The organism is Vibrio sp. 10N.286.49.E11, from assembly GCF_041469505.1.
GTDB lineage: Bacteria > Pseudomonadota > Gammaproteobacteria > Enterobacterales > Vibrionaceae > Vibrio > Vibrio crassostreae_C.
Map to the genome: position 1 here is coordinate 17,389 of NZ_JBFRKQ010000069.1, position 15,545 is coordinate 32,933.

Annotated in this window: 11 protein-coding genes; 8 read left to right on the forward strand and 3 right to left on the reverse strand. The window is 44.8% G+C overall.

The window, feature by feature from the left end; genetic code table 11:
* Both AB4167_RS16335 and acnB read left to right on the forward strand, forming a co-directional pair.
* Positions 1–2,334: a patatin-like phospholipase family protein gene (locus AB4167_RS16335; RefSeq protein WP_372136758.1), complete on the forward strand. Its 2,334-nt coding sequence runs from the start codon at positions 1–3 to the stop codon at positions 2,332–2,334.
* A gap of 272 nt (positions 2,335–2,606) precedes the next feature.
* On the forward strand, positions 2,607–5,195 hold the full coding sequence (gene acnB / locus AB4167_RS16340; RefSeq protein ID WP_017059425.1) for a bifunctional aconitate hydratase 2/2-methylisocitrate dehydratase: 2,589 nt from the start codon (positions 2,607–2,609) through the stop codon (positions 5,193–5,195).
* 101 nt (positions 5,196–5,296) lie between these two features.
* Here the strand turns inward: acnB and AB4167_RS16345 are convergent, their stop codons facing one another.
* The 3 genes from AB4167_RS16345 to AB4167_RS16355 all read right to left on the reverse strand — a co-directional run bounded on the left by AB4167_RS16345 (position 5,297) and on the right by AB4167_RS16355 (position 8,994).
* Complete coding sequence (locus AB4167_RS16345) at positions 5,297–6,430, reverse strand: glycerate kinase (protein ID WP_017059424.1); 1,134 nt, start codon at positions 6,428–6,430, stop codon at positions 5,297–5,299.
* 16 nt (positions 6,431–6,446) lie between these two features.
* Positions 6,447–7,712 (reverse strand): GntP family permease, encoded by a 1,266-nt coding sequence (locus AB4167_RS16350; RefSeq protein WP_017059423.1) that lies wholly within the window; start codon positions 7,710–7,712, stop codon positions 6,447–6,449.
* A gap of 127 nt (positions 7,713–7,839) precedes the next feature.
* On the reverse strand, positions 7,840–8,994 hold the full coding sequence (locus AB4167_RS16355; RefSeq protein WP_017059422.1) for a sugar diacid recognition domain-containing protein: 1,155 nt from the start codon (positions 8,992–8,994) through the stop codon (positions 7,840–7,842).
* A 131-nt stretch (positions 8,995–9,125) separates the two neighbouring features.
* Between AB4167_RS16355 and AB4167_RS16360 the strand changes: the two genes are divergently transcribed.
* The 6 genes from AB4167_RS16360 to AB4167_RS16385 all read left to right on the forward strand — a co-directional run bounded on the left by AB4167_RS16360 (position 9,126) and on the right by AB4167_RS16385 (position 15,535).
* Positions 9,126–9,494, forward strand: coding sequence for a YacL family protein (locus AB4167_RS16360; RefSeq protein ID WP_019824378.1), 369 nt, complete (start codon positions 9,126–9,128; stop codon positions 9,492–9,494).
* 238 nt (positions 9,495–9,732) lie between these two features.
* Positions 9,733–10,071, forward strand: coding sequence for a P-II family nitrogen regulator (gene glnK / locus AB4167_RS16365; RefSeq protein ID WP_004738200.1), 339 nt, complete (start codon positions 9,733–9,735; stop codon positions 10,069–10,071).
* A gap of 27 nt (positions 10,072–10,098) precedes the next feature.
* The gene (locus AB4167_RS16370) at positions 10,099–11,328 is read left to right on the forward strand and encodes an ammonium transporter (RefSeq protein WP_017059420.1); all 1,230 of its coding nucleotides are present in this window, start codon (positions 10,099–10,101) and stop codon (positions 11,326–11,328) included.
* Positions 11,329–11,623: 295 nt separating this feature from the next.
* Positions 11,624–12,637, forward strand: coding sequence for a Fe(3+) ABC transporter substrate-binding protein (locus tag AB4167_RS16375; RefSeq protein ID WP_102319893.1), 1,014 nt, complete (start codon positions 11,624–11,626; stop codon positions 12,635–12,637).
* 244 nt (positions 12,638–12,881) lie between these two features.
* Positions 12,882–14,507 (forward strand): iron ABC transporter permease, encoded by a 1,626-nt coding sequence (locus tag AB4167_RS16380; RefSeq protein ID WP_136981631.1) that lies wholly within the window; start codon positions 12,882–12,884, stop codon positions 14,505–14,507.
* Positions 14,507–15,535: an ABC transporter ATP-binding protein gene (locus tag AB4167_RS16385; RefSeq protein WP_004734523.1), complete on the forward strand. Its 1,029-nt coding sequence runs from the start codon at positions 14,507–14,509 to the stop codon at positions 15,533–15,535. The genes AB4167_RS16380 and AB4167_RS16385 overlap by 1 nt, the downstream gene beginning before the upstream one ends.
* Positions 15,536–15,545 lie beyond the last annotated feature (10 nt).

A 15,545-nucleotide genomic window follows, 5' to 3' on the forward strand; every position in this document is an offset into this window, starting at 1 on the left:
ATGATTTCTCGTTGGATAGTGAGCGGCTTAGGCATTGTGGGTACTGTAATCAGTTTTCAGCTGTTTGCATCTACCGCGACACAGGTTGATCAATCTCAGCAAGCTGAACAAGCTCATAAAAGGCCAACCGTTGCTGTCGTTCTTGCTGGTGGTGGTGCCAAAGGTGCAGCTCACATTGGTGTACTTAAAGCCTTAGAAGAGATGCAAATCCCGGTGGATTATATTACCGGTACCAGTATGGGCTCATACGTTGGTGGTCTTTATGCGACAGGGATGAGCGCAGACGAGATCGAGAGCTTTATTTATACGGTTGATTGGAATCGTGGTTATCGTGATCGCGTTAACCGTAGTGATCGCCGAGTGCGTGACAAAGAGTATGAAGACCGTTACCAACTGAACACTGACCTTGGTTTAGGTTGGGGCGAAATCAAAGCAAGGAAAGGAGTGGTTCAAGGTCAGAATATGTTGCGTATTCTGCGTGAGACCACGGGTAATCTATCCTCATTCGATTCTTTCGACCATCTTGCTATCCCATACCGTTCAGTCGCAACTGACATTATCGAACTTGAAGAGGTGGTCATCGATCATGGCCACCTTGTTGATGCCATGATGGCGAGTATGTCAGTTCCCGGCGCGCTTCCCCCTTATGACCTCGATGGTCGAATGCTGGTTGATGGTGGTGTCACCAATAACATGCCCGTCGACGTAGCCAGAGCGATGGGTGCAGACATCGTCATTGCGGTGGATATCAGTACCAACTACAAAGGCAAAGATGATTTCACGAATTTTCTAGCCGCAGCTGACCAACTCTCTAATTATCTTGTTCAACGCAGCACCCAAGAGCAAGCTGAAACTTTAACAGACGATGATGTCTTCCTGCGCCCAGATGTTGGGGAAATGGAGACGACAGAATTTGATAAAATGCCATCGGCTTTCCTCGCGGGCTATGAAGCTGCTAAGCAGCATACTGATGAACTTTCTAAGCTATCGCTCTCAAATGCCGATTATCAGCATTATATCGAGGACAAACAAAAAGCGCGCAGACAGCTAAAACACGGCGATAAGACCGTCGTTGACCGAGTTGTTATCAATAACAATACCCACTATTCCGATAAGCTGATCGAAAACCGTTTAAACCTTGATTCAGGTGAGATTCTGAAGACCAGTGAAATTGAATCTAAAGTACAAGACCTCTATGCGCTAGATAGATTCGAGTTGGTGACTTATGAATTTGACACGGTAGATGGCGAGGAGCAACTGCTGGTCGATGTGAACGAAAAGTCTTGGGGGCCAAACTACCTCAACTTTCGATTCTTTCTTGAAGATGATTTCTCTACTACAAGCCAATACTCGCTCGGTGTCTCAGCCAACTTTACTGATATTAATAAGCATGGTGCAGAGCTAAGAACCAATATCGAGATGGGAACGGACAAGCGAATTGAAGCGGAACTTTACTCGCCATTCTTTTCGAGTCAAAAGCTGTTTACTTCGGCATCGGTTGTTTACAGCAAAGAGAACAGAAACCTACCCGCAGATATTGATGATATTGAAGAACCGACACTGGACGTAACGAAAGATTATCTCCCTATGACGTATAGTGAATATGTCGGTGAATTGGCATTAGGCTATCAACCAACCTTGTGGCAGGAGCTGACATTTGGTGTTCGTTATACAGATGGGGATGTTGAGGTTTCTTCGTTACCTTCATTGGGCAGTGGTGGCTACAAGCGTATTGGTGGCTTCATGGGTTACCGACTGGATACTTTGGATAATTTCAGCTTACCGACCAAGGGTTACTTTGTCGATTTAGAGTACCTCGTTTCTCATGATGATTTTGATAATGACAGCTCTCTTGGTGAATCGGATTTAACGTCTGAGAGTGATACGGTTTATGAGTTTTCGGCCAATTTCATGGCAGCAAAGAGTATTGAGAAGCATACTTTAGTCGCAAAGCTGGATTACGGTATTGTAGAGAGCAAAAATTCGATTTTCCCTATTGATCCCAAAGAGCTTGGTGGCTTCTTAAACCTGTCAGGTATTCCAAGGAATAGTATGATTGGTCAGAACTTGGCTTACACCAGCCTTATTTATCGTTATAAGTGGTTTGAAAATGACTTCGGCCTTTTTAAATCACCATTCTACGTGGGCGCATCCATTGAGCATGGTGGTGTTTGGTCGAACAATGATTTGAGTATTGATGAAGCGCCAATGTACACCGCGGGTTCTGTTTTCGCGGGTGTTGATTCTCCAATCGGGCCGATCATTTTAGCTTATGGCCGAACCGAAGATAATTTCGATTCGGTGTATCTGATTGTAGGTACGTCCTACAAATAATCATGCGCAGAGTCGCCATTTAAGTGCGTAATTAGGCAAAAATAGTGGGACTTTCGTCTTAACTTGCTATGTTGGTCAAAATGATAAGATTTTAATTTAACGTTAAATTTGCTATTCTACCGCCCACAGTTTGGCCTCTATGACGCCGCTCATCAATACAAATTGAATGACAAAAATGGCAATGGAGAGCCAAGTTTCCAAGGATGTTCACTTCTTTATTTTACTAACAATTATGAAGGGAAGAAGTGAACCGCAATGAGAGGAAAAAAGTCGTGCTTGAAGCCTACCGTAAACACGTCGAAGAACGTGCTGCCGAAGGAGTTGTTCCAAAACCACTAGATGCTGAGCAGGTAGCTGGCCTAGTTGAACTTCTGAAGAATCCACCTCAAGGTGAAGAAGAAATCATTCTTGACCTACTAGAAAATCGCATTCCACCGGGTGTAGATGAAGCTGCTTACGTAAAAGCTGGCTTCCTTACGGCTATCACTAAAGGTGAAGTAGCTTCGCCACTAGTAAGCAAAGCAAAAGCTGCAGAACTGCTTGGTACCATGCAAGGCGGTTACAACATCGAATCTCTAGTATCTCTACTAGACGATGCTGAGCTTGCTCCAATCGCTGTTAAAGCGCTATCTCATACTCTACTGATGTTCGATGCGTTCTATGACGTAGAAGAGAAAGCGAAAGCTGGCAATGCTGCTGCACAACAAGTACTTCAATCTTGGGCTGATGCTGAATGGTTTACAGCGAAAGATAAAGTAGCAGAAAAAATCACAGTAAAAGTATTTAAAGTCACTGGTGAAACGAACACCGATGACCTATCTCCAGCGCCTGATGCATGGTCACGTCCTGACATCCCAGTACACGCGAAAGCGATGCTGAAGATGGAACGTGATGGCATTACTCCTGATGAACAGGGTAGCGTTGGTCCAATCAAACAAATTGAAGAAATGCAAAAAGATGGCATTCCACTGGCTTACGTTGGTGATGTTGTTGGTACAGGTTCTTCACGTAAATCGGCAACAAACTCAGTACTTTGGTTCATGGGTGAAGATATCCCATTCGTACCAAACAAGCGTACTGGCGGTGTTTGTCTTGGTGGTAAAATTGCACCAATCTTCTACAACACAATGGAAGATTCAGGCGCACTACCCATTGAACTGAACGTACAAGACATGAACATGGGCGATATCATTGATATCTACCCGTACGAAGGTGTTGTTCACAAGAACGGTTCTGTGATTTCAAACTTTGAGCTAAGCAAAGTACTTCTTGATGAAGTGCGTGCTGGTGGCCGTATTCCACTGATCATCGGTCGTGGTCTAACGGGTCGTGCTCGTGACGCTCTAGGTCTAGCTGAAACGGATCTGTTTGCTAAACCAATCGATCCATCTGCATCTGATAAAGGCTACACGCTAGCTCAGAAGATGGTTGGTAAAGCATGTGGCGTTGAAGGTGTTCGTGCTGGTCAGTACTGTGAACCTAAAATGACGACAGTCGGTTCTCAAGATACGACCGGTCCTATGACTCGTGATGAGCTTAAAGATCTGGCGTGTCTTGGTTTCTCTGCAGACCTTGTAATGCAGTCTTTCTGTCACACATCGGCATACCCTAAACCAGTCGATGTAAACACTCACCATACGCTACCTGATTTCATCATGAATCGTGCGGGTGTTTCACTTCGTCCGGGTGATGGCGTTATCCACTCATGGCTAAACCGTATGCTTCTTCCTGATACTGTAGGTACAGGTGGTGACTCGCATACTCGTTTCCCTCTAGGTATTTCATTCCCTGCGGGTTCTGGCTTGGTAGCATTTGCTGCAGCAACAGGCGTTATGCCTCTTGATATGCCTGAATCTATCTTGGTTCGCTTTAAAGGTGAAATGCAACCGGGTATCACGCTACGTGACCTAGTACATGCCATTCCTCTTTACGGCATCAAGCAAGGCCTACTAACGGTAGAGAAAGCCGGTAAGATCAACGAATTCTCTGGTCGTGTACTAGAAATTGAAGGTGTTGAGCACTTATCTGTTGAGCAAGCATTTGAGCTTTCTGATGCATCTGCTGAGCGTTCTGCTGCAGGTTGTACCGTTAAGCTTTCTGAAGAGTCTATCTCTGAGTACTTGAACTCGAACATCGTGATGCTGAAGTGGATGATCGCTGAAGGTTACGGTGATGTTCGTACGATTGAGCGTCGTATTACAGCAATGGAAGAGTGGCTAGCTAACCCTGAGTTGCTGTCTGCTGATTCAGATGCGGAATACGCGCACGTTATCGAGATTGACCTTGCTGATATCGATCAACCAATCCTATGTGCACCAAACGATCCAGATGATGCTCGTCTTCTATCTGACGTTCAAGGCACAGAGATTCAAGAAGTGTTCATCGGTTCTTGTATGACCAACATCGGCCACTTCCGTGCCGCTGGTAAGATGCTAGAAGAGTTTAACGGCTCGCTGAATACTCGCCTATGGGTGGCTCCGCCAACGAAGATGGATAAAGACCAACTGACAGAAGAAGGCTACTACGGCATCTTCGGTCGTGCTGGGGTACGTATCGAAACTCCTGGCTGTTCACTATGTATGGGTAACCAAGCTCGTGTTGCTGATGCTTCGACGGTTATGTCGACGTCAACGCGTAATTTCCCGAACCGCTTAGGTAATGGCGCGAACGTTTATCTGGCTTCTGCTGAGCTTTCTGCTGTTGGCGCGATTCTAGGTCGCATCCCAACGAAAGAAGAGTACTTAGAGTACGCTGAGAAGATTAATGCAACCGCTGCTGATACATACCGTTACCTGAACTTCCATAAAATGGGTCAGTACACGGAAAAAGCAGACACGGTTATCTTCCAAGAGCCTGCGTAACGTCTGATTTTGTTGTAAATATAATTAAGGCCGCTGTGAATAGCGGCCTTAATTGCTTTTAGCATACAGCGAAAATTGCTTTTAGCTTACAGAGAGCTCGATTAGTGCTTAATCGTATACATTGCTGCAACATTGCGAGCAGTAAGTTCAATATTTTCAGCCGCTTCAGCCAAAGCTGTCGGCAAGTCTACTGAACGGTTCACTACCGCAAATACCGCGTCGATACCATGCTCATGAACCACACCACAATCACTGGCTAGACAGCCGGCAATACCGATGACAGGCAGTTTATGTTTTTTGGCTGTGCGAGCGACACCAATCGGTGTTTTGCCATGAATGGTTTGGCTATCAATGCGCCCCTCTCCTGTAATCACAAGATCAGCATCTGAGACTATTTCATCTAAATTGACGGCGTCCATTACGATGTTAATACCAGGGCGAAGCTCCGCATTTAACAGGCCAACAAGTGCCGCGCCTAGACCGCCTGCCGCGCCAGCACCAGGGAGATCAATGACATCGACGCCTAACTGGTTTTTCATGATACTGGCATAATGAGCAAGGTTAGCATCTAACAGCTCAACCATTTCTGGTGTTGCGCCTTTTTGCGGACCGAATACCTGTGATGCCCCTTTTGGTCCGCATAATGGATTATCGACATCACAAGCGACCTCTAAGCGTACGTTTTGTAGGCGTGGGTCGAGGTTGGTGAGATCAATGGTTGTCAGTTTTGACAGTTCACCACCACCAAACACCAGCTCGTGACCCTCTGCATCTAGCATACGAATGCCTAGCGCTTGAGCCATTCCTAAGCCACCATCATTGGTCGCACTACCACCAATGCCAATAATAATATGCTCAACACCTTTATCTAATACGGCTTTGATCAACTCACCCGTACCATAGGTAGTGGTTTTTAGTGGATTACGTTGTTCTGGAGAGACTAAATCTAGGCCGGAAGCGGCCGCCATTTCAATAATGGCAGTTTTACCGTCACCGAACATACCGTAGAAGCCTTCGACAATTTCACCTAATGGACCAATCACTGGATGTTGGATGATAGAGCCATTGGTCGCATCCACCAGAGATTGTACTGTGCCTTCACCACCATCAGCCATTGGTAATTTTACGTATTCGGCGTTTGGTATTAGCTGTTTAAAGCCATCTTCAATCGCTTGAGCAACGCCCATTGCTGATAGGCTTTCTTTATATGAGTCAGGAGCAATTACAATTTTCATTTTGATACCTTTAAACTTAAACAAACAGACCAAATACACCGAAGATCATTACTGAGACGAAGGCGATAACAAGACCGACCGCTGACTCATAAGGGATGAGTTTTAGACGTTCATGAATACTCATATGTACCGCACCACCCGTGGCATGGAAGAAGCTACCATGTGGCATATGGTCAAGTACTGTCGCACCAGAGTGGATCATTGCTGCGCCTGCGAGAGCTGGAACACCTAGCTCAAGAATGGTGCTGGCAAATACATTCGATGCCACTACTGTTCCGGCAGTTGTCGATGCGGTTGATAGTGCCATCAGTGCGCCAGAAAACGGAGCAAGTAAGTAAGAAGGCAGCCCAGACATCGTCAGCACTTCAATCAGATCAGCTTTTAGTCCTGAGTTAGCAATGATGCCTGCAATGGTTCCTGTGCCCAGTAGCATTACAGCAACCGGTGCCATACGTGACAAGCCTGAAACCGCAAAGCTATTGGCTTGTTTGAAGCGACCCATAGCCAGTGCACCCAGCAATCCACCCAAGGGTAATGCAATTAGAGGATCAACATTGATATCAGCGAGTGGTCGCAGCGCGAGTAGGGCAATAGCCACTAACGGTGCAACGATTGAAGAAGAAAAGCTTGGCAGTGAACTTTGATCCGCTTTGACCACTTCACTTTCCGCTACTTTTGAACCTTTATTGACGAGGCGCTTTGCCAAGAAGTAGGCGAAAAGCAGCCCAAATAGACCCGGAATCACGCCTGCAGCCATCACAGAGGTTAACGGAACATTGAACGCATCAGCCGCCGCAATGGCATTTGGGTTAGGCGACATGACATTACCTGCTTTACCGCCGCCCACCATCGCTAAAAGGATCGCGGTTTTAGAAAGGTCTGCGCGGCGAGCAATAGCCAGTGCAATAGGAGAAACCGTGATAACGGCCACATCAACGAAAACGCCAACAGCGGTTAAAATCATGGTCGCAATGGCAAGAGCAAGTAAGGCGCGAGTTTCGCCTACTTTTTTGATGATGGATTCTGCAATCGAGGTAGCCGCCCCTGATTCAATTAGTACGCCGGCCAACACACCAGCGGCGAGAATTCGCATCACTGAAGTGACGATCCCTTGGGCACCACCTATCATTAACTCAACGGTTTCGGTGAGAGAAACGCCGCCAACCACGCCGCCAACCAAAGCACCGATGATCATGCCGTAGGTGGGTGGCACTTTTTTAAGAATGAGCGCGATAGCAACAATCAATGCTGAAAGTGCGCCAAGAGTTGAAACTTCAATCATGTTCTATTTCCCAGATAACGATGTGTCATTTTCGGCAAATATAAAGATATAGGGTTGGTAAGTCTTTGTCATTCTCTACAAATAAGTGCTCAAATCGGTCCTTTTAAATTGTGCAGTTGCACATTTTTTAGCTCGACCAGTGGAATAGATTTATTGCAATGTAGAGTTGAAATAGATCGTCTATATTGTTGATATTTAATGATGTTATTTGGTTTATCTTGTCTGTTCGATAGCGTAGCGTATTGCGATGGATATGTAGTTCGTTACAGGTGAGAGCTGAATCACAGTTCTGCTTTAAATATGTCTTCAAAGTTTTGATCAGTATCCCTTTACTGTCCTGTTGTTGAAGATGTAGGTAAGACTGCTCCAGTTGCTCACGAATCCATGGATCTTGTAACAGGCTACTCATAATGGCCGGCAGTCGATAGTCTTGATAGAAAAACATGTCTCCGGGGCGGTTACCGACACTGCGCATAGTGAGCTCAGCGGTATCATATGAGCGTGCTAAACCAGAAAGTCCGGTAAAGTAATCCCCAAGCGCAATCTTGATTTGAAACTTAGCTTCTTTCTTTATTCTTTTGAGTAGCAATTTCACGCGCTTGGCTTCTGCATCCTTGGACCAGCTGTTCCCTATCAGGGTTATAGGCTTGAGTACCACCACTTCGTTTTGTGAAACAGACAAGATACCGACTAAATTATCGCGCTCGGGATATTCAAGTAAATGTACTAATTGCTGTAAGTTTTCCAATGAAGGCGCAGTGTCTCCTATCGGTAACACCTTGACGATGGCGGCAATCCGCGGTTGTGCAAGGTCGAGATCCAGACGCTGTGCGATGGATTGCAGTTGCATGTCATTAAGCGTGCTACCTCGGATTAATTGCAATACCAATTCTTCACGATGCCTCTTATTCCATTCTACTTGAGACATAAGTACAGCTTGTTCAACAATAAGCTCAGCGGTCATCTTCACCAGCTCACCAAAATGATGAACTTGCTGCAGTGTCCCAGAAACCCCAATCACCCCAATGACATTATCCTGAAATAGAATCGGTAAATTAACTCCAGGCTTAACCCCTTTTAGGTGTTCGGCAGTGGCTTCGTCAATATTAACGACTCGTGATTCGGTGATGGCAAGTACCGCTCCTTCATGTTTTTGGTATAAGCGAGTAGGATCACTGGATCCAATAATGCGACCTTTATTATCCATCACATTAATCGAGTGTGGGATGATCTTCATGGTTCGTTCGACAATTTGTTTGGCAATCATTTCGTTCAACTGCATAGAGCCCTCCTCTTCATTGACTGTGTAGGTTGGATCGTAACGATAAATTCGTCAATACGCTCGTTTCTGACAAGACAATGGTATACTCAGAAATAGTATCGCTTGAGTATTAATGCAGTATAGGTTGAGTTATGGAGTTTGAATTTACTAGAAACACTCTAATGGGTGAATACTATGTGAAATGCAGCATGGGCCATGAGATTGTTGGCCGTTGGCTTCAAGAAGAGATCGGTAAAGATAAGCAAAAATTAGATCATGTGATGGCGTTGATTGAGCAATCTCGACAGGACTTGAGCAATGAAGTGACGTTGCTTGGCAAAGAGATTAGCCTTGCGATTAATGAAGACGAAGTAACGATTCAAGAAAACGTGTTAGCGCATGAGCAAGAGATGGAAGAGGGCAGTGAGTTCGACTTCTATAACTGTGAAAGCCAAGCAAGCTGTGGAATCGACGATTTCGAACTGCTCATCGAACGCTGGATGGATTTTTTAGGTTACTAGTCCTAAGACCTATTTGTTAGTCATTCAGAGCTTTGAAGGCTCCGTTGCCCAAAACTGGAGCAATAAGAGCATCGCGCATTAAGATAGTGAAAAGGCTGCACCATGTTGGTGCGGCCTTTTTCGTTATTACGACCTTATTATCTTCATCTTATTTAAAATCAAGCACTTAACTTTTTGGCACGCTACTTGGATTGTAATAAGAGAATTAACGGATTAAGTAAGAATTTAAGGAACGAATATGAAATTAATAAATGCCATTGTTAAGCCATTCAAATTAGACGATGTACGCGAAGCGCTCTCTGATGTGGGTATTGAAGGTATGACTGTTTCTGAAGTGAAAGGCTTTGGTCGTCAGAAGGGACACACTGAATTGTATCGTGGTGCAGAGTACCAAGTGGATTTCCTACCAAAGGTGAAGCTAGAGATTGCTACCCAAGCTGAGAATGTTGACCGAGTTGTTGAAGCGATTAGCCAAGCGGCACACACCGGAAAAATCGGCGACGGCAAAATTTTTGTGTATGACCTAAGCCAAGCCGTACGAATTCGTACTGGTGAAATGGATGCTGAAGCACTTTAAAGAATTACAAGGACTGGAGACTTTAATATGGAACTTACAACAACAGTAACGGAACTACGTTACGCACTAGACACTTTTTTCTTCCTCATTTCAGGTGCGTTGGTAATGTGGATGGCAGCAGGCTTCGCGATGTTAGAAGCTGGCCTAGTTCGTTCAAAGAACACCACAGAAATTTTAACTAAGAACATCTGTTTGTACGCAATTGCTTGTACAGCTTTCTTAGTGGTTGGTTACAACATCATGTATGTCGACAACGGTGAAGGCGGTTGGTTGCCATCATTTGGTACTCTAATTGGTACACAAGGTGAAGGCGCAGATCACTCTCTAGAATCAGACTTCTTCTTCCAGGTAGTATTCGTTGCAACAGCAATGTCTGTAGTATCTGGTGCGGTTGCTGAGCGTATGAAGCTTTGGTCATTCCTAATCTTCTCTGTAGTACTAACAGCGTTCATTTACCCTGTTGAAGGTTATTGGACTTGGGGCGGTGGTTTCCTATCAGAAGCGGGTTTCAGTGACTTCGCAGGTTCAGGTATCGTACACATGGCTGGTGCAGCAGCAGCGTTAGCTGGTGTTCTACTACTCGGTGCTCGTAAAGGTAAATACGGTAAGAACGGTGAAATCTACCCGATTCCTGGTTCAAACATGCCACTTGCAACGCTAGGTACATTTATCCTTTGGTTCGGTTGGTTCGGTTTCAACGGCGGTTCTCAACTGATGGTTTCGGATTTTGAGAACGCAACAGCAGTAGGTCAAATCTTCCTTAACACCAACGCAGCAGCAGCAGCAGGCGCAATTGCAGCACTACTAGTATGTAAAACAACTTGGGGTAAAGCAGACCTAACAATGATTCTTAACGGCGCGTTAGCTGGCCTAGTAGCAATCACTGCAGACCCTCTATCACCATCACCTCTATTTGCTGTAGCGATTGGTTCGGTATCTGGTGCATTGGTTGTATTCAGCATCATCGCACTAGACAAAGCTAAGATTGATGATCCAGTAGGTGCTATCTCTGTACATGGTGTATGTGGTTTCTTCGGTCTAATGGCTGTGCCACTAAGCAACGCTGATGCAACGTTTGGTGCTCAGCTAATGGGTGCAGCAGTCATCTTTGCATGGGTATTCGGTGCTAGCCTAGCAGTATGGGCGGTGCTTAAAGCAACAATCGGTATCCGAGTAACGGAAGATGAAGAACTTGAAGGTATGGACATGCACGATTGTGGTGTCGGCGCTTACCCTGAGTTTGTATCAGTAAAATAATCAACAGTCGTCGCCTAATCTGAATGGGTTAGGTTGGACAAAGAAAGCCCCGCAACTCTTGTTGCGGGGCTTTGTTGTATTTACGGTTGCACAATATATAAACACGAACGTTGAAGTTAGGCTCATTGTTTAAGAGGAACGACAAGACACAAAGTTGAAATGGTTTGTTACAAAAGTGAGAGTTTGAATGGTCTGAGTAGACGGATTTTTTGTTGGTCGTCATTGTAATTATGTTAATGATGAATATAATAACGCAACTGATAGACATTATCATTTCGATATAAAGGATTTTACAATGAAGAAACTGCTAACACTTTCAGCTCTAGCGTGTGGTGTAATTGCTCCGACAGCAATGGCTGCGGAAGAAGTAAACGTATACTCTTACCGTCAACCTTTCCTTGTTGAGCCAATGTTCAAAGAGTTCACAAAAGAGACTGGTATTAAAGTAAACGTTAAGTTTGCTAAAAAAGGTTTAGCAGAGAAGTTAGCTCAAGAGGGTGAATACAGCCCAGCTGACGTTGTCTTAACTGTAGATATCAGCCGTCTATCTGAATTAACTAAACAAGGTCTAGTTCAATCTGTAGAGAGCGATGTACTTGAAAAGAACATCCCAGCTCAATACCAAGATACAGATAACGAGTGGTTCGCTCTAACAACTCGTACACGTAGCGTTTATTCTTCACGTGACCGTGTTGGTCGTCTAGGTGAAGAGTTCACTTACGAAGATCTAACTAAGCCTGAATTTAAAGGCAAAATCTGTACTCGTAGTGGTAAGCACCCATACAATGTTTCTCTAGTATCTTCGATGATTGCTCACAAAGGTGAAGCTGAAACGAAAGAATGGCTAGAAGGCGTAAAAGCAAACCTAGCACGTAAGCCTCAAGGTAACGACCGCGCGCAAGTTAAAGCGATTAAAGAAGGCCTATGTGATGTTGCTCTTGGTAACAGCTACTACCTAGGCAAGATGGTTAACGATAAAGAGCAAAAAGCTTGGGCTGACGCTGTTTACATTAACTTCCCTAACCAAGAGACAACGGGTACTCACGTGAATATCTCTGGTATGGCAATGGCTAAATACTCTCCAAACGAAGAGAATGCCGTTAAGCTAATGGAATTCCTATCGGGTAACACAGCACAAAGCATGTATGCAGAAGTGAACTATGAATACCCAGTGAAAGCTGATGTTAAACCTTCTGAGCTTGTTGCTTCATGGGGCGAGTTCAAAGCGGATACTATTTCTCTAGATGAAATTGCAAACCACCACGCGGCTGCAATCAAGCTATTAGACGAAGTTAAGTTCGATCTATAATTTATTACGGTAGGCTCCGGCCTAAGTAAAATGACAACCTCAAGTCGCCATTTTGGTTACTTGGGGTTGTTTGTTATTGGAAAATCACTTTTTGATACAAAGCACCCCGTTGATCCCTTGAGTTATTAGCATCTCACCTTGAAGTCATTAGAGTATATGGGTATAAATAACCCCACCATTAAAAGGATATGAGATGTATTTGCAAATGCATTTGTGTTTCATTAAGCCTCGTTGTAGTTAGGCGATGAAAGAAAAGAATTATTTATGGAACACCAGTAGCGGCATTATTGCTGTATTACTGGTTTTACCGATCTTAGCGATTTTTACGACGGCTGTTGGAGAAACAGATGAGCTATTTTCTCATCTGATGTCCACAGTGATGCCTACCTATGCCTACAACACGGTGGTTTTAGTCATAGGAACCATGTTTCTGTCTTTAGTTTTTGGTATTCCGTCGGCCTGGGTTATGGCAATGTGCCGTGTTCCGGGAGAGCGTGTTTTGCAGTGGGCACTCGTCCTGCCATTAGCAATGCCAGGCTATATTGTTGGCTATATCTTTACCGATTGGTTCGACTTTGCCGGCCCTGTTCAGGTTCTACTGCGAGATCTTACTGGGTGGGGACCCGGTGAGTATTGGTTCCCGGATATTAGAACCTTATCCGGCGCTATTATTGTTCTGTCTCTCGTTCTCTATCCTTATGTTTATTTGCTGTGCCGCGCGGCATTTATGGAGCAAAACGTCTCCTTATTACAATCTGCTCGTTTGCTAAAATGCTCTCCTTGGGAAAGCTTCCGTCGTATCTCCTTACCACTTGTTCGTCCATCAATGGCGGTCGGTTTATCGCTTGTTGCTATGGAGACCATCGGTGACTTTGGTACCGTGAGTTACTTTGCGGTAAATACTTTAACGACTGCGGTTTATGATACTTGGCTAGGCTACTCAAGCTTAACGGCAGCTGCGAAAATATCGGCAATCATGCTGGTTATCGTGATCCTACTGTTGAGCTCAGAGCGATACAGTCGCCGTAAGCAGAAGCTATTCCAGAATCAGTTCAGCAGTCGTGAAGACTTTCGCTACGACTTGTCCGGTTGGAAAAAATGGTTGGCACTGTTCTGGTGCTGGGGATTAGTGTGTGTTGCATTCTTGTTCCCTCTTGGCCAGTTGATGATCTATGCCTACAAATACTTTGCGCAAAGTTGGACGCCTGAATTCAGAGAGTATGCGGTTAACAGCCTTTATGTGTCAGTAGTCGCGGCGATTATTGGCGTTATCATTGCGATGATTGTGAATTTTAATCAGCGTGTTAGCCCAGGTAAGAAAAATCAGGCTTACATGCGTATTGCTTCAATGGGCTATGCCGTTCCAGGCACCGTGTTAGCGATTGGCGTGATGGTACCTGTTTTGTTTATGGATCACTTGGTCAATGACATCGCTAAAGTGATGGAGTGGGGACGACCTGGTTTGATCTTCTCTGGTTCCATGTTTGCGCTTATCTTTGCAATGGTCGTGCGTTTTTCTGCAGTGGCGATCGGCAGTATCGAAAGTAGCTTGAGTAAAGTATCTCCTTCATTGGATATGGCTTCTAAAACCATGGGTTGTAATACCAACCAGATGTTACGTCGTGTCCATTTGCCTTTGATTAAACGCGGCGCGTTGATCGCAGGTTTACTGGTGTTTATCGAATCAATGAAAGAGCTAAATGCGGCATTGCTGTTACGTCCTTTCAACTTCGAAACATTGGCGACCTATGTATATAACTATGCCTCAGATGAGCACCTAGAGTTGGCGGCAATGCCTGCTGTATTATTGGTGTTGGTGGGTTTAATTCCTCTGATCATCGTTAACCGTTCTTTGGAGCAGAAACACTAATGAGTTGTGCATTATCAATTAAAGATCTGACTTGCAAATATGAGTCGCAAACCATCTTGGAATCGCTCTCGTTAGAAGTTGAGCATGGTGAAATTGTTTGTCTTCTTGGTGCCAGTGGCTGCGGAAAAACAACTTTGCTTAAGGCGGTTGCAGGCCTGCTTCCATTAAGTAGCGGAATCATGAGCTTGAACTGTCAAACCATTGATGATGGTGATAATTGGTTGCCACCAGAGCAACGAAACATCGGTATGATTTTCCAAGATTACGCCCTGTTTCCGCACCTGACGGTAAACCAGAATGTCGGTTTTGGCCTTAAAGATCTCTCTGATCAGCAAAAGAAAGAGAAAGTCCAAGAGATGTTGGAGCTGGTTCATTTAGATGAATTCGGTGACCGATACCCACATCAACTTTCTGGTGGTCAACAGCAGCGCGTAGCGATTGCTCGTTCTTTAGCATACAAGCCAGATTTATTGTTATTGGATGAACCTTTCTCAAACATCGATACTCAGGTTCGCCATGAGTTGATCTCTCAGATTCGTAAGATCTTTAAAAAGCAGGGTGTGACGGCTATTTTTGTGACTCACAGTCGTGAAGAGGCGTTCGCGTTTGCAGATAAGATGGCAGTAATGAACCATGGTGTGATTGAACAGTATGGTTCGGCATCGGAGCTTTATTTCCACCCTTCGAGTAAGTTCGTTGCAGACTTTTTGGGCGGCGGCAGTTACCTCAATGCACAGCGTATTTCAGAGCTGGAGTTTGAAACCAGCTTGGGTGTGGTTGAAGCTAAACCACAAACGGAGATTGAATTTGGCAGTGCGTGTGAGCTTCTTTTAAGACCACAGCATATCCAAGCTAGTTACGAACAAGACAGTGCTATTTCAGTACTAGAGCAGCAATTTATGGGCGACCACTGTCGTTATGTTATTGAAGCACACGGTCAAAAGCTATTGGCAACCTCGTCAGAAGCGCTTGAAGTTGGTATGCCGGTCAACGTTAAAGTGGATACCAAAGGCGTATTGGCTTTCTAATTAGGTACAA

Excerpts from the sequence above, each read along its gene's own strand:
- glnK (WP_004738200.1), top strand. The coding sequence starts at position 9,733 with ATGAAATTAATAAATGCCATTGTTAAGCCATTCAAATTAGACGATGTA.
- AB4167_RS16335 (WP_372136758.1), top strand. The coding sequence starts at position 1 with ATGATTTCTCGTTGGATAGTGAGCGGCTTAGGCATTGTGGGTACTGTA.
- AB4167_RS16345 (WP_017059424.1), bottom strand. The coding sequence starts at position 6,430 with ATGAAAATTGTAATTGCTCCTGACTCATATAAAGAAAGCCTATCAGCA.
- AB4167_RS16380 (WP_136981631.1), top strand. The coding sequence starts at position 12,882 with ATGAAAGAAAAGAATTATTTATGGAACACCAGTAGCGGCATTATTGCT.
- AB4167_RS16355 (WP_017059422.1), bottom strand. The coding sequence starts at position 8,994 with ATGCAGTTGAACGAAATGATTGCCAAACAAATTGTCGAACGAACCATG.
- AB4167_RS16385 (WP_004734523.1), top strand. The coding sequence starts at position 14,507 with ATGAGTTGTGCATTATCAATTAAAGATCTGACTTGCAAATATGAGTCG.
- AB4167_RS16360 (WP_019824378.1), top strand. The coding sequence starts at position 9,126 with ATGGAGTTTGAATTTACTAGAAACACTCTAATGGGTGAATACTATGTG.
- AB4167_RS16350 (WP_017059423.1), bottom strand. The coding sequence starts at position 7,712 with ATGATTGAAGTTTCAACTCTTGGCGCACTTTCAGCATTGATTGTTGCT.
- AB4167_RS16370 (WP_017059420.1), top strand. The coding sequence starts at position 10,099 with ATGGAACTTACAACAACAGTAACGGAACTACGTTACGCACTAGACACT.
- AB4167_RS16375 (WP_102319893.1), top strand. The coding sequence starts at position 11,624 with ATGAAGAAACTGCTAACACTTTCAGCTCTAGCGTGTGGTGTAATTGCT.